The 19,371-nt window shown below is 70.9% G+C and carries 19 protein-coding genes; 16 read left to right on the top strand and 3 right to left on the bottom strand.

Annotated features, from left to right (window positions below):
* The first annotated feature begins 7 nt into the window (after positions 1-7).
* The 5 genes from QSK32_RS25525 to QSK32_RS25505 all read left to right on the top strand — a co-directional run bounded on the left by QSK32_RS25525 (position 8) and on the right by QSK32_RS25505 (position 4,368).
* Positions 8-1,312: a M16 family metallopeptidase gene (locus QSK32_RS25525; protein WP_045741554.1), complete on the top strand. Its 1,305-nt coding sequence runs from the start codon at positions 8-10 to the stop codon at positions 1,310-1,312.
* 93 nt (positions 1,313-1,405) lie between these two features.
* Entirely contained in the window at positions 1,406-2,314 is a 909-nt protein-coding gene (locus QSK32_RS25520; RefSeq protein ID WP_052720286.1) for a phosphatase PAP2 family protein, read from the top strand.
* The gene (dapB, locus tag QSK32_RS25515; RefSeq protein ID WP_045741484.1) at positions 2,298-3,056 is read left to right on the top strand and encodes a 4-hydroxy-tetrahydrodipicolinate reductase; all 759 of its coding nucleotides are present in this window, start codon (positions 2,298-2,300) and stop codon (positions 3,054-3,056) included. Before QSK32_RS25520 ends, dapB begins: the two co-directional genes overlap by 17 nt.
* A 38-nt stretch (positions 3,057-3,094) precedes the next feature.
* Entirely contained in the window at positions 3,095-3,529 is a 435-nt protein-coding gene (locus QSK32_RS25510; protein WP_045741485.1) for a hypothetical protein, read from the top strand.
* The gene (locus QSK32_RS25505) at positions 3,529-4,368 is read left to right on the top strand and encodes an MFS transporter permease (protein ID WP_285473370.1); all 840 of its coding nucleotides are present in this window, start codon (positions 3,529-3,531) and stop codon (positions 4,366-4,368) included. The genes QSK32_RS25510 and QSK32_RS25505 overlap by 1 nt, the downstream gene beginning before the upstream one ends.
* 189 nt (positions 4,369-4,557) lie before the next feature.
* On the opposite strand, the gene QSK32_RS25500 is transcribed toward QSK32_RS25505, so the two are convergent.
* The gene (locus QSK32_RS25500) at positions 4,558-4,968 is read right to left on the bottom strand and encodes a thiol-disulfide oxidoreductase DCC family protein (protein WP_045741487.1); all 411 of its coding nucleotides are present in this window, start codon (positions 4,966-4,968) and stop codon (positions 4,558-4,560) included.
* Positions 4,969-4,972: 4 nt separating this feature from the next.
* Positions 4,973-5,536: a GNAT family N-acetyltransferase gene (locus tag QSK32_RS25495; protein ID WP_045741488.1), complete on the bottom strand. Its 564-nt coding sequence runs from the start codon at positions 5,534-5,536 to the stop codon at positions 4,973-4,975.
* 42 nt (positions 5,537-5,578) lie between these two features.
* Here QSK32_RS25495 and QSK32_RS25490 point away from each other — a divergent pair, with 42 nt between their 5' ends.
* The 5 genes from QSK32_RS25490 to QSK32_RS25470 all read left to right on the top strand — a co-directional run bounded on the left by QSK32_RS25490 (position 5,579) and on the right by QSK32_RS25470 (position 11,641).
* Positions 5,579-6,808: a winged helix-turn-helix domain-containing protein gene (locus QSK32_RS25490; protein ID WP_045741489.1), complete on the top strand. Its 1,230-nt coding sequence runs from the start codon at positions 5,579-5,581 to the stop codon at positions 6,806-6,808.
* Positions 6,809-6,813: 5 nt separating this feature from the next.
* Positions 6,814-7,368, top strand: a complete 555-nt coding sequence (locus QSK32_RS25485) for a DUF2752 domain-containing protein (RefSeq protein WP_052720287.1) — start codon at positions 6,814-6,816, stop codon at positions 7,366-7,368.
* Positions 7,369-7,394: 26 nt separating this feature from the next.
* A complete protein-coding gene (gene dapA, locus QSK32_RS25480) occupies positions 7,395-8,288 on the top strand; it encodes a 4-hydroxy-tetrahydrodipicolinate synthase (protein ID WP_045741490.1) in 894 nt (297 codons plus the stop codon).
* Between the two features lie 14 nt (positions 8,289-8,302).
* Positions 8,303-9,991 carry a ribonuclease J gene (locus tag QSK32_RS25475; RefSeq protein WP_045741491.1) on the top strand — a complete coding sequence of 563 codons (1,689 nt, stop codon included), beginning with the start codon at positions 8,303-8,305 and terminating at the stop codon, positions 9,989-9,991.
* Between the two features lie 87 nt (positions 9,992-10,078).
* A complete protein-coding gene (locus QSK32_RS25470) occupies positions 10,079-11,641 on the top strand; it encodes a S1 family peptidase (RefSeq protein WP_285473369.1) in 1,563 nt (520 codons plus the stop codon).
* Between the two features lie 121 nt (positions 11,642-11,762).
* Here QSK32_RS25470 and QSK32_RS25465 read toward each other — a convergent pair whose 3' ends face one another.
* Positions 11,763-12,200, bottom strand: coding sequence for a type III secretion system chaperone family protein (locus tag QSK32_RS25465; protein WP_342669778.1), 438 nt, complete (start codon positions 12,198-12,200; stop codon positions 11,763-11,765).
* A gap of 86 nt (positions 12,201-12,286) precedes the next feature.
* Here QSK32_RS25465 and QSK32_RS25460 point away from each other — a divergent pair, with 86 nt between their 5' ends.
* The 6 genes from QSK32_RS25460 (at position 12,287) to QSK32_RS25435 (ending at position 19,363) form a co-directional block, all read left to right on the top strand.
* Positions 12,287-14,812 (top strand): FtsK/SpoIIIE family DNA translocase, encoded by a 2,526-nt coding sequence (locus QSK32_RS25460; protein WP_045741494.1) that lies wholly within the window; start codon positions 12,287-12,289, stop codon positions 14,810-14,812.
* Positions 14,813-15,041: 229 nt separating this feature from the next.
* Complete coding sequence (gene rimO / locus QSK32_RS25455) at positions 15,042-16,496, top strand: 30S ribosomal protein S12 methylthiotransferase RimO (RefSeq protein ID WP_045741495.1); 1,455 nt, start codon at positions 15,042-15,044, stop codon at positions 16,494-16,496.
* A complete protein-coding gene (gene pgsA, locus QSK32_RS25450) occupies positions 16,493-17,089 on the top strand; it encodes a CDP-diacylglycerol--glycerol-3-phosphate 3-phosphatidyltransferase (protein ID WP_045741496.1) in 597 nt (198 codons plus the stop codon). Before rimO ends, pgsA begins: the two co-directional genes overlap by 4 nt.
* Positions 17,090-17,106: 17 nt before the next feature.
* Positions 17,107-17,592, top strand: a complete 486-nt coding sequence (locus tag QSK32_RS25445) for a CinA family protein (protein ID WP_285473410.1) — start codon at positions 17,107-17,109, stop codon at positions 17,590-17,592.
* Positions 17,593-17,752: 160 nt separating this feature from the next.
* Complete coding sequence (locus tag QSK32_RS25440) at positions 17,753-18,163, top strand: helix-turn-helix domain-containing protein (RefSeq protein ID WP_045741497.1); 411 nt, start codon at positions 17,753-17,755, stop codon at positions 18,161-18,163.
* A 339-nt stretch (positions 18,164-18,502) separates the two neighbouring features.
* Positions 18,503-19,363: a PspA/IM30 family protein gene (locus tag QSK32_RS25435; RefSeq protein ID WP_045741498.1), complete on the top strand. Its 861-nt coding sequence runs from the start codon at positions 18,503-18,505 to the stop codon at positions 19,361-19,363.
* Positions 19,364-19,371: the final 8 nt, after the last annotated feature.

The following is a 19,371-nucleotide window of genomic DNA, read 5'->3' as shown; positions in this document are numbered from 1 at the left end:
GGCCACTGTGCCGGCCCGTGTTGTCCCCACGGCGACCACCCCGCAGGAAGCGGTCAACAAGACGGTCCTGCCCAGTGGCCTGCGCATCATCACGGAGGCGATCCCGACCACCCGCAGCGCCGCGCTGGGGATCTGGATCGGCATCGGCTCCCGGGACGAGACGCCCGAACTTCACGGCGCCTCCCACTTCCTCGAGCACCTGCTCTTCAAGGGCACCCACAAGCGGACCGCTCTGCAGATCTCCGCGGAGATCGAGGCGGTGGGCGGGGAGACGAACGCCTTCACCACGAAGGAGTACACCTGCTACTACGCGCGGGTGCTCGACGCCGACCTGCCGCTCGCGGTGGACGTGCTCTGTGACGCGGTGGCCGACTCGCTGCTCGAGCCGGCCGACGTGGAGACCGAGCGGGGCGTCATCCTCGAAGAGATCGCCATGCACGAGGACGAGCCCGGTGACGAGGTCCACGACGTCTTCGCCCAGGCGATCCTCGGCGATCACCCGCTGGGCCGGCTGATCTCCGGAACCCCGGAGTCGATCACGCCGATGACCCGGGACGCGATCGACCGGTTCTACCGCGAGCGGTACACCGCTCCGGAGATCGTGATCGCCGCGGCCGGCAACCTGGACCACGACACCGTGGTCCGGCTGGTCGAGAAGGCGGTGGCCGGGACGGCGCTGGACACCGGTCCGGCCCAGCCGGCCGTCACCCGTGCGGCGGGTCCGGTGGTGCCGGTCCTCGCGCCGCAGACCGTCTACGTCGAACGCGACACCGAACAGGCGCACATCGTGCTCGGCGGCGTCGGCATGGGTCGTCACGACCAGCGCCGGTTCGCCCTCGGTGTGCTCAACAACGTGCTCGGCGGCGGCATGTCCAGCCGGTTGTTCCAGGAGATCCGGGAGCAGCGCGGTCTGGCCTACTCGGTCTACTCGTACGCCGCCCAGTACGCCGACGCCGGCCTGGTCGGCGTCTACGCGGGCTGCGCCCCGGCGAAGGCCCCCGAGGTGCTCGACCTGATCCGGGCCGAGCTGGCGCGGGTGGCCGCCGACGGGATCACCGCCGAGGAACTGGTCCGCGGCAAGGGCATGGCCAAGGGTTCGTACGTGCTGGGCCTGGAGGACACCGGCTCCCGGATGAGCCGGCTGGCCAAGTCCGAGTTGCTGCACGGCGACCTGATGTCCGTCGACGAGCTGCTGACAAGGGTCGATGCGGTGACGCTCGACGAGGTGCGGGCGGTCGCCGCGGAGCTGTTCGCCGGCGAGTTCTCGCTCGCCGTCGTCGGACCGTTCGACGAGACCGGCTTGCCCTCCTAGCTACCCTTGGACCCCGTGACGACGCTGGAGACCCCGCCCGAGACCCCCGCGACGCCGCTGACGCCGGACCGGCGCAAGCGGCGCATCATCGGGATGACGATCTGGGCGGTGGTCTTCGCCGTCGGTGTCTGGTTCGTCGGTGTCCCGACGAGCGACCCGCTGATCGCGTTCGGCTGGCTGTGGCTGGCCACCATCGCGTGGCGCAACTACGAGCCGTGGAAGACGCATCTGCGCTTCCTGCGCGACTGGCTGCCGGTGGCGCTGCTCCTGGTGGCCTACAACGTCTCGCGGGCGTACGCGGACGACTTCTTCGCCCCGCACGTCACCGAGCTGATCAAGGCCGACGAGTGGATGTTCGGCTGGTTCACCGGCGGTCAGGTGCCCACCACGTGGCTGCAGGAGCACCTCTACCAGGAGGGCGTCACCCCGTGGTGGCTGGCGCCGATCACCCTCGTCTACGCCTCGCACTTCCTGGCCGTGCCGACCATCGCGGTGATCCTCTGGGTGCGGAACCGGGCGACCTGGCTGCGGTTCATGCGCCGCTGGATCACCCTGTGCGTGTTCGGCCTGATCACCTACTTCCTCTACCCGGCGGCCCCGCCGTGGTGGGCGCACAAGTTCGGGTACCTCCCCGAGGCGGTGGCCCGGATCTCCACGAACGGCTGGGACGTGCTGGGCCTGCACGGCGCCGGCAACACCCTGAACGCGTTGCAGGTGCAGCAGTCGAACCCGGTGGCCGCGATGCCGTCGTTGCACACCGCCTGGGCGATGCTGGCGGTCGCGTTCTTCCTGCCGATGGTCCGCCGGCGCTGGTGGCCGCTGCTGTTCGCGTACCCGCTGGCGATGACCTTCACCCTGGTCTACACGGGCGAGCACTACGTGATCGACGTGCTGGTCGGCTGGGCGTACGTCGGCGTGGTCTTCCTGGTGGTGGGGCTCGCCGAGCGGTGGTCGGCCGGGCGGCGCGATGGGTTAAATTCACCGGGTGACGAACGTGGCTGAACCCATCCGTGTCGGTGTTCTCGGTGCTCGGGGCCGGATGGGCCTCGAGGTGTGCAAAGCGGTCGACGCCGCGGCCGACATGGAACTCGTCGCGATGGTCAACCAGGGTGACCGGCTGGAGACCGCCGCCGACGCGGGCGCGCAGGTCCTGGTCGAGTTCACCAACCCCGACGCGGTGATGGACAACCTGCACTGGGCGATCGAGCGCGGCATCCACGTGGTCGTCGGCACCTCCGGATTCACCGAGGACCGCATCGGGCAGGTCCGCGCGATGCTCGCCGGCAAGCCCGGCGTCGGTGTGCTGATCGCGCCGAACTTCGGGATCGGCGCGGTGCTGATGATGCAGTTCGCCGCCCGCGCCGCGAAGTACTTCGACTCGGTCGAGATCATCGAGCAGCACCACCCGCGCAAGCTCGACGCGCCCAGCGGCACCGCCCTGCACACCGCGCGCCTGATCGCCGAGGCGCGGGCCGAGGCCGGCAGCGCGCCGATGCCGGACGCGACCAAGGAGGAGCAGCTCGGCGCCCGCGGCACCGACGTCGACGGCGTCCGGGTGCATTCGATCCGGGCCGCCGGCCTGGTCGCCCACCAGGAGGTGCTGTTCGGCACCCCGGGGGAGACGCTGACCATCCGGCACGACTCGCTGGACCGGCAGTCGTTCATGCCGGGGGTGCTGCTGTCGGTGCGCGGGGTGCTGACCCGCCCGGGCCTGACGCTGGGCCTGGATCCGCTGCTCGGCTGAGTCCGCACCGTTGCCTGCGGCCGCTATGTTGACCAGCGATGACTGAGCTGACGACCGCCGGCCGCCGGGTGCGGGTCCTGGCGACCCTGGCCGTTTTCGGCCTGCTGCTGGCCGGGACGTTCTGGGGGCAGGACGACGACTTCCCGTTCGGCCCCTTCCGGATGTATTCGACGGCCCCCGACCCGAACGGCGCCGCCAAGGACACCCGGGTCGAGGGCGTCGACGAGACCGGCGCGGTGGTTGCGATCACCGAGGCGAACAGCGGGATCCGGCGGGCCGAGATCGAGGGCCAGCAGGCCGCTTACCAGGAGGATCCGTCCCGGATGAGCCGGATCGCCGAGGCCTACGCCCAGCACACGCCGGGCGCGCCCGCACTGCGGGAGGTGCGGATCGTGGTCCGCTGGCACGAGATCAAGGACGCCCGCCCGACCGGGAGGTCGACCGACGAGGTCATCGCGGACTGGGTGCGCTGATGCTCAGAAGATGGTTGTTCGAGCCGGTCCCGAAAGGCCGGATCGCCGCCTTCCGCACCGTGGTCTACCTGTTCGTCGCCGCCGACCTGGTGATCTTCACGCCGTGGGTGCGGTCGCACGCGAACACCCCCGGTGATCTCTACGAGCCGTTGTTGTTCGGCCGTCTGTTGCACCTGCCGACGCCGGGTCCGCTGCTGGTGCACGGCATCTTCTGGACCCTGCTGGCGCTTTCGCTGGCGGCGGCGAGCGGACGGGCGCCGCGTCTGCTGGGTTGGCCGGTCTTCCTGCTCTACGCCGAGTGGATGATCATCGCGATGAGCTACGGCAAGGTCGATCACGACCGGGTCGGCCTGCTCCTCGCCCTCGCGGTGCTGCCCACGGTGGGCCGGGCCCGGCACGGCGACCGGGAACCCACCGAGGCCGGTGGCTGGGCGCTGCGGGTCACCCAGATCGCGGTGATCTGCACCTATTTCCTGGCCGCCCTGGCCAAGCTCCGCTTCGGCGGCCTGGACTGGCTGACCAGCGGCGTGCTCGCCCAGGCGATCATCCGGCGCGGCACCGGTCTGGCCGACCTGATCGCCGCGGTCCCCGGTCTGCTCATCCTGTCGCAGTTCGGGATCATGGCGTTCGAGCTGCTCAGCCCGCTGGTCTTCGTGATCCCGCAACGCTGGCGCACGGCGGTGGTGGCGTTCTTCTACTCGTTCCACGTGATGGTCTTCGCGACGATCACCATCTCGTTCGCGCCGCATCTGGCCGCGATGGCCGCTTTCCTGCCGCTGGAGAAACTCCGCCTCCGGCGTCGTCCCACCCCGTCGGTCGAGCCCGCTGCCACCGGTTGACGCTCCTTCTCCGGTACGCGGTGAAGCACGCCGAAGTGGCCCGCGGCGGGACGGCCGGACCGTCTCCCGGCAATCCGGCCCGGCGGCCGCGTCCTCGGCCCTGACCCGGCAGCCGATCGCGGGGGAGCCACGGGACTCCCGCCTTGCTCGTACCATGAGAAGAAGCGGGGGAGGACCGCCGGGAGATCGTCAGGCGGGGTTCTCGGCCGGCGGCTGCGGACGCCGGTTCTGCGGGATCGCGCAGGCGGCCGTGCCACCCGGCATGAGGTGCCGGTGATCGGCGACCCACTGGTATGCGGGCCAGGCCAGGGCCCGCACCGGACCCACGCCGAGCGCCGAGCCCGCCAGCGACCAGGCCCGGCCCGCGTCGCGCAGCAGCAGGGCGATGGCGTCCGGCCCGGCCGCGGTGGTCCGGTCCGTGGCGACCCACTGCACGGCGGCCTCGCACTCCTCGACGGTCAGCCCGAGCTCGTCCAGGTCGGCGAACTGCCAGGGGATCACCGTCGCGGTGGTGGGGATGCGCTGCTCGATGAACTGCGCGCACGTGGTGCAGAAGGAGCAGTCGCCGTCATAGACGAAGGTCGGCACGTTGTCGGTCACGATCTCATTCTCCGCCGACCGCGACGTGCAGGCGAAGCTGGGGGACGAGAAGATCGTCGACGTCCAGGGCGCGGCCCGCGCCGTCGGGTTCCCAGCCGGTCGAGCCGAGGAATTTCCGCATCGCGTCGTCGGCCTCGTAGACCCAGGCCACCGCTGATCGGAATCCGTCATCACGCCAGTGGTCGACGGCGGCCGCGAGCAGCCGGCTGCCGTGTCCGCGGCGTCCCCAGCGCGGCTCGATCAACAGATCGGTGATCGCCACGACGTCGTCCGGGAGCGGCTTCTCCTCGGGCGCCAGCGCCTGCTCGTCGGCGGGCCCGGCGGCCACGAAACCGACCACCGTGGACACCGACTCACCCTGCTCGACGGCGGTCAGCACCCGGTGCCGGGCGGAGGGGGCGGCGGTGATCGCCTCGGTCCAGCCACGAGCCAGGTAGTCCTCGTCCAGGCCGGCCAGCACGTGCGGCGGGAACATCCGCCGGTAGGCCGTGCGCCAGGTGGCGAGCTGGATGCGGGCGATCTCCGATGCGTCCTCGGGACGCGCGGGGCGGACGAAGCCGAGTGCCATGGCGGCAACTTTGTCACACCCCTGGTCTACTCTGCTGACTCGATGGCACTCCCCGACTCCCTGTCCCTGGCCCAGGCTCGCCGGATCACCCTGGCGGCGCAGGGTTTCGCCGACGCCAAGCCGGGCGGCGCGACCGATCTGCGCCACCTGCGCCGGGTGTTGCGCCGACTCCATCTGATCCAGATGGACTCGGTCAACGTGTTGCAGCGTGCCCACTTCATGCCGCTCTACAGTCGCCTCGGCCCCTACCCGGCCGGTCTGCTCGAGCGTGCCGCCTATCGCAGGCCCCGGGAGTTGTTCGAGTTCTGGGGGCACGAGGCCTCGCTGATCCGCGCCGACCTGCAGCCGTTGTTCCGCTGGCGGATGGCCCGGGCGCACGAGCTGGCCTGGGGCGGCATGCGCCGGATCGCCCGGGACCGTCCGGAGCTGGTCGACTGGGTGCTCGCCGAGGTGCGGGAGCGGGGTCCGGTCACCGCCGCCGAGATCGAGAGCGACGTGCCGCGCAGCAAGGACCACTGGGGGTGGAACTGGTCGGAGGTCAAGCAGGCGCTGGAGTGGCTGTTCTATTCCGGCCAGGTGACCGCCGCCGAGCGGACCACCTCGTTCGCCAGGCGTTACGACCTGCCCGAGCGGGTGCTTCCGGCGGCGGTGCTGGCGGTGCCCGATCCGGAGCCGGCCGACGCGTTCCGGTCGCTGGTCGAGCTCTCCGCCCGGGCGCTGGGGGTGGCCGCCGAGCCGGAGCTGCGTGACTACTTCCGGCTGCCGCTGCGCGAGTGCCGGGTGGCGATCGCCGAGCTGGTCGAGGCCGGGGTGCTGCGCCCGGTGTCCGTCCCCGGGTGGAGATCCGCCTATCTGCACGCCGAGGCCCGGCTGCCGCGCCGGGTCGACGTGGCCACCCTGGTCAGCCCGTTCGATCCGCTGATCTGGGAGCGGGCCCGCACCGAGCGGCTGTTCGGCATGACCTACCGGATCGAGATCTACGTGCCGGCGCCGCAGCGCACGCACGGCTACTACGTTCTGCCGTTCCTGCTCGGTGACCGGTTCGCCGCCCGGGTCGACCTCAAGGCGGACCGGCAGGCCGGGGTGCTGCGGGTGCCGGCGGCCTGGCTCGAGCCGGGGGCGGCGCCGGAGGAGACGGCCGAGGCGCTGGCCGCCGAGCTGGTCCGGCTGGCCGGCTGGCTGGGCCTGGGCAGCGTGGCGGCACCGGACCGGGGTGACTTCGCGGGCCCCCTCATGAGCGCTCTGCAGGCGCGCGCCGCCGGTGTACCGTGACGGCCATGAGCGTGCAGAGTTCGTGGGGTCATCTGCCGCCCTGGCTCGCCGACCAGCCGGTCCAGGGCCCGCCGGTGCCGCCGGAGTGGTTCGTTGCGCCGCACATGCCGGAGCCGGACCGTCTGACCCGCCTGGTCGACCGGTTGACGCGGCGGTCGCCGATCTGGCTGGCGCCGCTGGCGATCCTGGCCTGCGCGGGCGCCGCGGCGGGTTACACGCTGGCCAGTGATCCGGCGTCGGCGCAAGCCGGTGCCGCGCCGACGTGCCTGCTCAAATACCTGACCGGTTTCGTCTGCCCGGGGTGCGGCGGCACGCGGGCCGCGTGGTTCCTGATGCACGGCGATCTGCCGGATGCCGCCCGGCATCACGTGATGTTCGTGTTCGCGGTGCCGTTCCTCGTCTACATGTATGTGGCCTGGGCCGGGCAGCGGGTCTTCCGGTGGCGGCTGCCGCAGTTGACGATCAGTCCAGCGGTCATGATCACATTCATGGCGGTCTGGGGTGTGTGGAGCATCCTGCGCAACCTCCCCTGGGCCCCGTTCACCGCTTTCTACGTGTGAGCGGAGCGTCCGATAGGTTGTCAGGTATGACGCACGACCCGCGGCCCTTCGGACGGCTGCTGACCGCCATGGTGACCCCGTTCACCCGGGAGGGCTCCCTGGACATCGAGGGAGCGGCCCGGCTTGCCGCCTACCTCGTCGACGAGCAGCACAACGATGCGCTCGTGGTCAGCGGGACCACCGGTGAGTCCCCCACCACCTCCGATGCGGAGAAGGAGACTCTGCTGAGGGCCGTGGTCGAGGCCGTCGGCGACCGTGCCCGGGTGCTCGCCGGGGTGGGCACCAACAACACCGCGCACACCATCGAGCTGGCCCACACCGCGGAGAAATCCGGGGCGCACGGCCTGCTGGTCGTCACGCCCTACTACAACAAGCCCCCGCAGGCCGGCGTCGAGCGGCACTTCCGCTCCGTGGCCGACGCGGTCGGGCTGCCGATCATGCTCTACGACATCCCGCACCGGGCCGGCACGGCGATCGCCACCGAGACGATGGTCCGGCTGGCCGAGCACGACCGGATCGTCGCGGTCAAGGACGCCAAGGGCGACCTGATCGCCAGCTCCTGGGTCACCTCGCGGACCCCGCTGGCCTACTACTCCGGCGACGACGCCGCCACGCTGCCGCTGCTCTCCATCGGCGGAGCGGGCCTGGTCGGCACCTCGACGCACTTCACCGGCGCCCTCGCCAAGAAGATGATCGAGGAGTTCGAGGCCGGCGACGTCGCCTCCGCGCTGGATCTGCACCGGCAGGCATTGCCGTTGTTCACCGGCATCTTCCGCTCTCCGGGGACCATCCTGGTGAAGGCCGGACTCAACGCCCTCGGGCTGCCGGCCGGTCCGGTCCGGTCGCCCCTGGTCGACGGGACCGACGAGGAACTGATCCAACTGCGCCAGGACGCCGCCGCGGCCGGCATTCAGCTCTGACAGGAATGAGGCGAATGAGTCACGCTCACGTGGAGCTGGGTCCGCCACCCCCGTTGCCGGAGGGCGCCCTGCGCGTCATCCCGCTCGGTGGGCTCGGCGCCATCGGCCGCAACATGACCGTTCTGGAGTTCGACGGCAAGCTGCTCGTCATCGACTGCGGGGTTCTCTTCCCCGACGTCGAGCAGCCGGGCGTCGACCTGATCCTGCCCGACTTCGCACCGATTCTGGATCGTCTCGACGACGTCCAGGCCATCGTGCTGACCCACGGGCACGAGGACCACATCGGTGCGGTGCCCTACCTGCTCGCCCACAAACCGGACATCCCGCTGGTCGGTTCGGAGTTCACGCTCGCCCTGGTCGAGGCCAAACTCGCCGAGCGCCGTCTGGACCCGTACACCCTGACCGTGCGGGAGGGCGGCACCGAGCGTCTCGGCCCGTTCGAGTGCGAGTTCTTCGCGGTGAACCACTCGATCCCGGACGCGCTGGCGGTGGCCGTGCGCACGCCGGCCGGTCTGCTGCTGCACACCGGCGACTTCAAGATGGACCAGGTGCCGCTGGACGGGCGGATCACCGACCTGGCCGGGTTCGCCCGGCTCGGTGCCGAGGGCGTCGACCTGCTGCTCTCCGACTCGACGAACGCCGAGGTGCCCGGTTTCGTGGCGCCCGAGCGCGACATCGGCCCGGTGCTCAGCTCGATCTTCGGCAAGGCGAGCGGCCGGATCATCGTGGCCAGCTTCGCCTCCCACGTGCACCGCGTCCAGCAGGTGATGGACGCCGCCTGGGAGTACGAACGCAAGGTCGCCCTGATCGGCCGGTCCATGGTCCGCAACATGGGCATCGCCCGTGACCTGGGCCTGCTGCGCATCCCGGACGGCCTGCTGGTCGGCCTGGACGAGGCCACCCACCTGCCGCCGGACGAGATCGTCTTCATGTCGACCGGTTCGCAGGGCGAGCCGATGAGCGCCCTGGGGCGGATGTCCACCGGCGACCACCGGCACATCACCATCGCGCCGGGTGACACCGTCGTGCTGGCCAGTTCCCTGGTTCCGGGCAACGAGACCTCCGTCTACCGGGTGATCAACCAGCTCTCCCGGGCCGGTGCCACGGTGATCCACAAGGAGACGGCCAAGGTGCACGTCTCCGGGCACGCGCCCGCCGGTGAGCTGCGCTACCTGCTCAACGTGACCCGGCCCAGCAACCTGATGCCGGTGCACGGCGAGTGGCGTCACCTGCGCGCCCACGCCCAGCTCGGCATCGAGACCGGTGTCGCGCCGGACCGGGTCGTGCTCTGCGAGGACGGCGACGTGGTCGACCTGGTCGAGGGGCATGCCCGGGTGGTCGGCAAGGTCCGCAGCCGCTACGTCTACGTGGACGGCCTCGCGGTCGGCGACGTCAGCGAGTCGCTGCTGACCGAGCGGCGCATCCTCGGCGACGGCGGGTTCATCGCGGCCACCGTGGTGATCGACTCGGTGACCGGCAAGGTGGTCGGCGAGCCGAGCATCTCGGCGAAGGGCTTCTCCGAGGACCCGGACGCGTTCAATCCGGTCATCCCTCTGCTCACCGCGGCGCTGCACCGCTCGGCCGAGGACGGGATCACCGACACCCACCAGTTGCAGCAGGTCGTCCGGCGGACGGTCGGCCGGTGGGTGAACGACGCGTACCGTCGGCGGCCCATGATCGTGCCAACCGTCGTGGAAGTCTGACGTCTTTTCAACCATTCTCGGTTTCGCTGCGTACTCCTTGGCACGGTGCCGCCCCCACGGCACCCGTGGCGGAGGGAGTTCTCCAAGATGCAGCGCAGACCGATCGTCGTGACGGCGGTGGCAGTGGCGGCGACCGCGGCGGCGGTGGCCTTCACTCTGCCGTCGCTCGCGGGAACCGAGGCGACGTCCGAGGCTCCGGCCGCGAGCAAGTCGGACGGGGGCCTGTCCCCGGACCTGCTCGCCGCTATGAAGCGCGACCTGGGTTGGGACAGTGAACAGGCGGCGGCGCGCCTCGCCCGTGCGGAGTGGGCGGGCGGTGTCTCGGCCACGCTGGCCGCGCAGACCGGCGCCGACTTCGGTGGTGCCTGGCTCGCCGAGGACGGCAACACGCTGAAGGTCGCGGTCACCGACTCGTCGGTCAGCGACGTCGTCAAGAAGGCCGGCGCGGTGCCGGTGCTGGTCAAGCGCAGCGAGGCCTGGCTGGACGGCGTGAAGAGCACCCTCGACGAGGTCAAGAAGGCCTCCGAGGACGTGACCGGCTGGTATGTGGACGTCGCCACCAACAAGGTGGTCGTGGTCGCCACGAGCAAGTCCGCCGGTCAGGCGTTCGCCGAGGCCGCCGACGTGCCGGCCGGCTCGGTGACGGTGAAGGTCAACAAGGCGCAGCCGAAGCCGCTCGTCGACATCCGGGGCGCCGACCCGTACTTCATCAACCTCGACGGCGGTCAGGCTCGCTGTTCCATCGGCTTCTCCGTGGAGGGCGGTTTCGTCACCGCCGGCCACTGCGGGGCCGAGGGTACCGAGACCACCGACCCGGACGGGGTGGAGCAGGGCACCGTCGAGTTCTCGGTCTTCCCGGGCGACGCCGACATGGGCTTCGTCGCGACGAACGACAACTTCACGCCGCGCGCGGTCGTCAACGACTTCAACAACAACGAACTCCCGGTCGCCGGCAACACCGAGGCCCCGGTGGGCGCGGCGGTCTGCCGTTCCGGTTCCACCACCGGCACGTTCTGCGGCACGATCCTCGCCAAGAACCAGACCGTCCGGTACCCGGAGGGCGCGGTCACCGGCCTGACCCGGACCGACGTGTGCGCCGAGGGCGGCGACTCCGGCGGCCCGTGGCTCTCCGGCGACCAGGCGCAGGGTGTCACCTCGGGTGGCTCCGGCGACTGCACGGTCGGCGGCGAGACCTTCTTCCAGCCGGTCAACGAGATCCTCGCGGCGCAGAACCTGACCCTGGTCACCACCGAGGGCGACGCCGAGGAGACCGCTCCGCCGGCGGAAGAGGGCGAAGAGGGCGCGGAGGGTGCGGAGGGTGGCGACGAGGCTGCCGCCGCCTGTGACTCCTTCCCGATCCAGGGCGAGGCCGCGATCAAGAAGGCCGGTCAGGCCGTGGCACAGCCGAACGGCGGCTCGTTCCGGGCCCGTGCCGGCACCCACACCGCCTGCCTGCAGGTCCCGGACGGCGCCGACTTCGACCTGGCGCTGCAGAAGGCCAACAACCGCGGCACCTTCCGGACGGTCGCCGAGGCCACCGGTGACCAGGTCAAGGAGCTGAGCTTCACCGGTCGCGCCGGCACCTACCGGTACGTCATCGTCTCCAACTCCGGCACCGGCACCTACTCGCTGGGCTTCAACGTCGCCTGAGCTCCCACCCAACCGTGACCGGGTGTGGAAGCCACCCGGTCACGGTCGGCGCCGGGTGGCGGACGACCTCAGCCCGGCCGGGGAGACCGCGGCCCGGCACGGAACCGGGGTCCTCACAGCATCACTGCTGCGGGGGCCCCGGTTCGGCGTTTCCGGACTTGAGCTCGCCGAGCGCCTCACCCAGGCGGCAGCCGGTCGCGACGCCGCACAGGATCACCTGATCCAGCTGTTCGGCGGTGACGCCCTGCTCCCAGTCGGTGGTGACCTCTCCCACCACGACCGCGGCGCCGTCGTCGGTCACGTGCACGTACGCCTTCGGCCACAGCTGGTCCCGGTTCCACGTGTTGCAGAACTCGTAGAGCCGCGGGATGTCGTCGACCGAGAAGACGTGCTGCATCATGGCCCGGACCTGCAGGATCTCCCGGCGTTCACCGAGCCGGAAGAAGTAGATCAGGTTGCCCTGGAAGTTGCCGGCGATGTCGCCGTCGGCATCGACGAAGTACGAGAAACCGCGCGTGTCCAGCGCGGCCTTGATCATGTCGTTGCTGAGAGGGTGCACCTGGTGATGGTAATTGCCCGGAAAGCGAGAAGCTGTCACGGTGCGCCTTCTCGGCGGATCGATCCCGCGGCGCTACGGTGACATCCATGGCGGGCCGTACTCCTCCGGCGAGCCGGGGTCGCGCCGCGTCGTCAACGCCGCGCGGCGCCGCGACTCCGCGTGCCCGAAAGACCCCGGCGAAAGCCGCCCCGGCCAAGAAGGCCGTCGCCCGCAAGGCCGCGCCCCGGCGTGCACCGGCCCGCCGGACCTCGGCCGGCGCGACGATCGGCGGTGGCATCAACTCGCTGTGGACCGGCATGGCCTCGGGCGTCGGCTGGGTGGCCCGCGGCGCCGGCCGGCAGGCCGCCAGCGCCCGGGACATCGCCCCCGAACACCGCCGGGACGGCGCCGGCCTGCTCATGCTCGGCTTCGCCATCCTGATCGCGGTCGCCGTCTGGGCGAACAGCGCCGGGCCGTTGGGCGCCTGGATGGCCGACACCGTGCGGCTCTTCCTCGGCAGCCTGGCCGTGCCGCTGCCGCTGCTGCTCTTCTACGGCGCGGTCCGGTTGATGCGCCAGCCCGCCGATCCCGACCACCACGGCCGCACCCTGGTCGGCTGGTCCACGATCATCATCTCGACGGCCTCCCTGCTGCACGTCTCCGGCCAGCCGACCGGCGAACTGGAGATGGACGAGGCGGGCGGCCTGCTCGGATTCGGCGTCGGCGGCGTGCTGGAACGCGCGGTGACCGCCTGGGTGGCCGTACCCCTGCTGCTCCTGCTCTTCGTCTTCGGCCTGCTGGTGATCACCGCCACGCCGATCGCGAAGATCCCGGAGCGGATCGTGCTGCTCTTCGACATGGTGCTCGGGCGGTCCGCGCCGCGGAACCCGGCGCCGATCGTGATCGACGAGGACGAGGAGTACTACCCGGACGAGCTCGTCGAGGAGATCGAGGAGGAGCCCAAACCGCGGCGCCCGGCACGACGGCGTCAGGGCACGATGGCCGAACCGGCCCCGGCCGTCGCGCCGATGGACGACTTCGACGAGGAGATCATCCTCCACGACACGGTCGCGCTGCCGAAGATGCCGGTCAGTCGCAAGAAGCCGCCGGAACACTCGCCGCCGCCGATGCAGGCCGAGCAGCTGGACATCTCCGCGGTCAAGGGCGACTACCACCTGCCCCCGCCGAACCTGCTCGCCGCCGGCGCCCCGGCGAAAGCGCGCAGCCGCGCCAACGACGAGATCATGGCGGCGCTCTCCGGGGTGTTCGACCAGTTCAACGTCGACGCGCAGGTCACCGGCTTCACCCGCGGACCGACGGTCACCCGCTACGAGGTGGAGATCGGCCCGGGCACCAAGGTCGAGCGGATCACCCAGCTGTCGCGCAACATCGCGTACGCGGTGAAGTCCCCCGACGTGCGGATCCTCAGCCCGATCCCGGGCAAGAGCGCGGTCGGCGTGGAGATCCCGAACACCGACCCGGAGAACGTGTCGCTCGGCGACGTGCTGCGTTCCGACGTGGCCCGCCGCGACCAGCATCCGATGCTGGTCGCCCTCGGCAAGGACATCGAGGGCGGGTTCGTGGTGGCGAACCTGGCGAAGATGCCGCACATCCTGATCGCCGGCGCGACCGGCGCGGGCAAGTCGAGCTGTCTCAACACGCTGCTGGTGTCGCTGCTGACCCGGGCCACCCCGGACGAGGTCCGCCTGCTGCTGGTCGACCCGAAGCGGGTGGAGATGACGGCGTACGAGGGGATCCCGCACCTCGTCACGCCGATCGTCACGAACCCGAAGAAGGCCGCCGACGCCCTCGAGTGGGTGGTCAGCGAGATGGACATGCGGTACGACGACCTCGCCGCCAACGGGGTCCGGCACATCGACGACTTCAACCGTAAGGTCCGCAGCGGCGAGATCACCGCGCCGCCGGGCAGTGAGCGGGAGATGAAGCCGTACCCCTATCTGCTGGTGATCGTCGACGAGCTGGCCGACCTGATGATGGTGGCCCCGCGTGACGTGGAGGACTCGGTCGTCCGGATCACCCAGCTGGCCCGGGCCGCCGGCATCCACCTGGTGCTGGCCACCCAGCGGCCGTCGGTCGACGTGGTCACCGGCCTGATCAAGGCGAACGTGCCGTCGCGGCTGGCGTTCGCCACCTCGTCGCTCGCCGACTCCCGGGTCATCCTGGACCAGCCGGGCGCGGAGAAGCTGCTGGGCCGCGGTGACGGACTGTTCCTGCCGATGGGCGCCTCGAAGCCGACACGCATCCAGGGCGCCTGGGTCGACGAGTCGGAGATCGCCGCGGTCGTCGGGTTCTGCCGGGAGCAGCGCGAGCCGGAGTTCCGGGAGGGCGTCACCGACGCGCCGCCGAGCAAGAAGAAGCAGATCGACGAGGAGATCGGCGAGGATCTGCAGCTGCTGCTCCAGGCGATCGACCTGGTGGTGTCGAGTCAGTTCGGTTCGACGTCGATGTTGCAGCGCAAGCTGCGGGTCGGGTTCGCCAAGGCGGGCCGGCTGATGGACCTGATGGAGTCGCGGGGCATCGTGGGGCCGTCCGAGGGGTCCAAGGCCCGCGACGTGCTGATCAAGCCGGACGAGCTGGAGGAGACGCTCGCCGGGCTGCGCGTCGACGGCTGATCCGAGGTCGTCTCGCGACGCGGTCGTCCCGCGACGCGAACGGCTTGCGGAGGGCCACCGGGCCCCGGGCGAGCGCCTGCTGCACGGCCGGATCCGCTCCGGTGGGAGGGCGCCGTCGGCCGGCTTTCCGCGCTCGTCACCCGGCCCATCGTATTGTCAATCTCACTCGGGGCCGGAAGCCGACCGAGCGGAGGAACGTCCTCGCCCGGTTGCCCGGTAACCTTGTCGGGTGTCTGTGACCCCACCCACCCGCCGTGTCGCGCTCCTGACCCTGGGCTGCGCCCGCAACGAAGTCGACTCGGAAGAGCTGGCAGCCCGTCTCGACGCCGGTGGCTGGGAGGTCGGCACCGACGCGGAGAACGCCGACGTGGTCCTCGTCAACACCTGCGGCTTCGTCGAGAAGGCCAAGCAGGACTCGATCGACACCCTGCTGGCCGCGGCCGACACCGGTGCCAAGGTCGTGGCGGCCGGCTGCATGGCCGAGCGCTACGGCAAGGAGCTCGCCGAGAACCTCCCCGAGGCGAACGCGGTTCTCGGCTTCGACGACTACACCGACATCGCCGGCCGTCTCGACGGCGTGCTGCGCGGTGAGAGTTTCGACTCGCACACCCCGCGGGACCGCCGTGAGCTGCTGCCGATCACGCCGGTCGCCCGGCACGCCGCCAAGGTGGTGGTCCCCGGGCACGCGACCGTCGACGAGCACACCCCGGCGCACCTGCGCACGGTGCTGCGCCGCCGGCTGGACACCGGCCCGGTGGCGTCGCTGAAACTGGCCAGCGGCTGCGACCGTCGCTGCGCGTTCTGCGCGATCCCGGCCTTCCGTGGTGCCTTCGTCTCCCGCGACCCGCAGGAGCTGCTGGCCGAGGCGGAGTGGCTGGCCAAGTCCGGCGTCCGCGAGCTCGTGCTGGTCAGCGAGAACAGCACGTCGTACGGCAAGGACCTCGGCGACCCCCGGATGCTGGAGAAGCTGCTGCCCCAGCTGGCCGCGGTCGACGGCATCGTCCGGGTCCGGGCGAGCTACCTGCAGCCCGCCGAGACCCGTCCCGGCCTGGTCGAGACGATCGCGACCACTCCGGGTGTGGCTGCCTACTACGATCTCTCCTTCCAGCACTCCAGCGAGCCGGTGCTGCGCCGGATGCGCCGTTTCGGGTCCACCGAGCGCTTCCTGGAGCTGCTCGACTCGGCCCGCAAGCTGGCGCCCGAGGCCGGTGCCCGGAGCAACTTCATCGTCGGGTTCCCCGGCGAGACCAAGCAGGACGTGGACGAGCTGGTCCGGTTCCTGACCGAGGCCCGCCTCGATGCGGTCGGCGTCTTCGACTACAGCGACGAGGACGGCACCGAGGCGGCCGGCCTGGACGGCAAGCTCAGCGAGGCGACGGTCAAGCGGCGCTACGACCGGGTCACCGCCCTGGTCGAGGAGCTGTGTGCGCAGCGGGCCGAGGACCGGATGGGCAGCACCGTCGAGGTGCTGATCGACACCATCGAGGGCGACGAGGTCGAGGGCCGGGCCGAGCACCAGGCGCCCGAGGTGGACGGTTCCACCACGCTGGTCGGCGGCGAGGGTGTCGACCTGGCCGCGCTGCGCCCGGGCGACCTGGTCCGGGCCAAGGTCACCGGGACCGAGGGGGTCGACCTGATCGCGGTCCCGCTGGAGATGATCTCTGCGGCCCCGGTGGCGCGATGACCGACGGGCCCGCTCCGATGGCCGCTGCCCGCACTGTGTCGCTGTACAACGCGGCCAATGCGCTGACCGTGGTCCGGATCGTGCTCGTCCCGGTGTTCCTGGCCCTGGTGGTCCTCTCCGAGATGCGTGACGCGGACTGGCGGATCACCGCCTGTGTGGCGTTCTGCGTGGCGTCGGCGACCGACTTCCTGGACGGCTGGATCGCCCGGCGCTGGTCGCTGATCACCTCGTTCGGCAAGGTCGCCGACCCGATCGCGGACAAGGCCCTGACCGGCACCGCGCTGGTGCTGCTCTCGGTCTACGACGTGCTGCCCTGGTGGGTGACGATCCTCATCCTGGTCCGCGAGTGGGGGGTGACCGCGCTGCGCTTCTGGGTGATCCGCTACGGCATCATCCCGGCGTCGCGCGGCGGCAAGCTCAAGACCGGCCTGCAGATCGTCGCCATCGCGTGGTACCTGTGGCCGTTCCCGCACCCGTTCCACCTCGTCGGTGTCTGGTTGATGGGCGCGGCTCTGGTGGTCACCGTGGTCACCGGCCTGGCCTACGTGGTGGAGGCCCTGCGCATGCGCGCCTCGGCCGGGAAGAGCGTCTGAAGGAGTCTCCCGTGGAGATGGCGGTGGCGGCCGCGGCGGCCGTGCGCGCGTTGACGGATCGTTGCGAGACGGTGGCCACGGCCGAGTCGCTCACCGGTGGTCTGGTCGGCGCGACGCTGGTCGCCATCCCCGGGGTGAGCTCTGTCTACCGTGGTGGTCTGGTGGTCTACGCCACCGATCTCAAGCAGAGCCTGGCCGGGGTGCCGGCCGGTCTGCTCGCCGAACGCGGCCCGGTCGACCCGGACGTGGCGCTGGCGCTCGCGGCCGGGGCACGGGACCGGTGCGGCGCCGACTGGGGCGTGGCCACCACCGGGGTGGCCGGTCCGGATCCGCAGGGCGGCAAGCCGGTCGGGCTGGTCTACGTCGCCGTCGCCGGTCGATCCGTCGCCGAGGTCCGCGAGTTGCGGCTGACCGGCGGCCGGGAGGCGATCCGTACCGAAAGTGTGACGGCCGTCCTGCAATTGCTCGATGACTCTCTCCGCTCCGCCCCGGCACCGGTCTGATCAGGGAATACCTCCGATACCGTGCGGGTTGTCCGGATCGGTGGCCGACCATGGAAAAGACTGAATTCGGCGGGGCGGGATGTCGGCACCGCTCGCGCCAGGTACGGTTGCGGGAAGCCTCCGGCGTATGCCGGCGGCCCTGCCCGCAGGAGGAGGTGCCATGGTCCTGCTACGCCGCGTTATCGGCGACGCACTTCGGGCGCGCCGGCAGGGACAGCACCGCACGCTGCGCGAGGTGTCGACCGCCGCGAACGTCAGCCTGGGTTATCTGTCCGAGATCGAGCGTGGTCAGAAAGAGGCCTCCAGCGAGTTGCTGGCCGCCATCTGTGACGCGCTCGGCGCCCGCCTCTCCGAACTGCTCGGTGAGGTCAGCAACACCCTCTCCGTCGCGGAGAGCATGGAGGGCGTTCTCGTCCCGGTCAGCGACCAGCCGGAGCCATCGCGGCCCGAGCCTGCTCGCGCCATGACGGCGGACGGCAAGGTGTCCGTCTCGGTGCGCCAGGATTCGCCGCTGAAGACGACGTTGCACGCGACCCGCAAGAGCCAGCGGGACATCGTCTACGCCGCTTGATCATGATCACACGACGAACGGACCGCTCCCGGGGGAGCGGTCCGGTTTTGTTTCGGGGTACGTGCCGGAGAGGCGGACGGGCCGCGGCATGGCCGGTCTCCCGTTGCGGCACCGGTCCCGGGGGCGTCTCGGCCGGTCGGCGGTGCTTGGCGGGCTGTCCGCGTGTCGCCGAGCGGCCTCAGGGGGGCGTAGCCTCGAAGCCAGGGGAGACCCTGAGATCCCCCGTAGGTCACGTGACGCCGCTGGCGTCGGGCTGACACGATGGGTGCCGCATCACCGTCAGGACTGTTCACGACGGTGATGCGTCCGACGGAGCGACATTTGAGGGGATACCGCGAGATGGCGAATCCGTTCGTCAAGGGCTGGCACTACGTGATGGCGCTCTTCGGCGCGAAGATCGATGAGTATGCCGACCCGAAGGTCCAGATCCAGCAGGCCATCGAGGATGCCCAGCGGCAGCACCAGGCCCTCGTTCAGCAGGCCGCCGCCGTCATCGGCAACCAGCGGCAGCTCGAGATGAAGCTGTCCCGCCAGATGTCCGAGGTCGAGAAACTGCAGGGCATGGCCCGGCAGGCGCTGGTGCTGGCCGATCGGGCCCGGTCCGGTGGTGACGAGGCCGAGGCGCAGAAATACGAGTCGACCGCGCAGACCCTGGCCACCCAGCTGGTCTCCGGCGAGCAGGCCATGGAGGACCTCAAGACCCTCCACGACCAGGCGCTCGCCGCGGCCGGTCAGGCGCGCAAGGCCGTCGAGAACAACGCGATGGTCCTGCAGCAGCGGATCGCCGAGCGGTCCCGCCTGCTCAGCCAGCTCGAGCAGGCCAAGATGCAGGAGACGGTCGCCAAGTCGCTGGAGTCGATGTCGCAGCTGACCGCGCCGGGCAACACGCCCTCGCTGGACCAGGTGCGCGACAAGATCGAGGAGCGGTACGCGAACGCCATGGGCCGGGCGGAGCTCGCCTCCAACTCGGTCGAGGGCCGGATCCTCGAGGTGCAGAAGTCCAGTCTGGACCTGGCCGGTTCGTCCCGGCTGGAGCAGATCCGGGCCAGCATGGCGGGGGAGAAGCTCGGCGCCGCGTCGGCGCAGCCGTCCGTGGAGCAGCCGGCGACGCCGGCCGCCGACCCGGCCAGTGTGGCGCGACTGGACGAGATCCGCGCCAGCATGAACCAGAAGCGCGGCGACACGAGCGCCGCCGGCTGAGTGGAGCG

Origin of the sequence: Actinoplanes sp. NBRC 101535, from assembly GCF_030269225.1 — a bacterium.
Lineage (GTDB): Bacteria > Actinomycetota > Actinomycetes > Mycobacteriales > Micromonosporaceae > Actinoplanes > Actinoplanes rectilineatus.
This window is presented reverse-complemented; position numbering and strand designations above follow the sequence as displayed.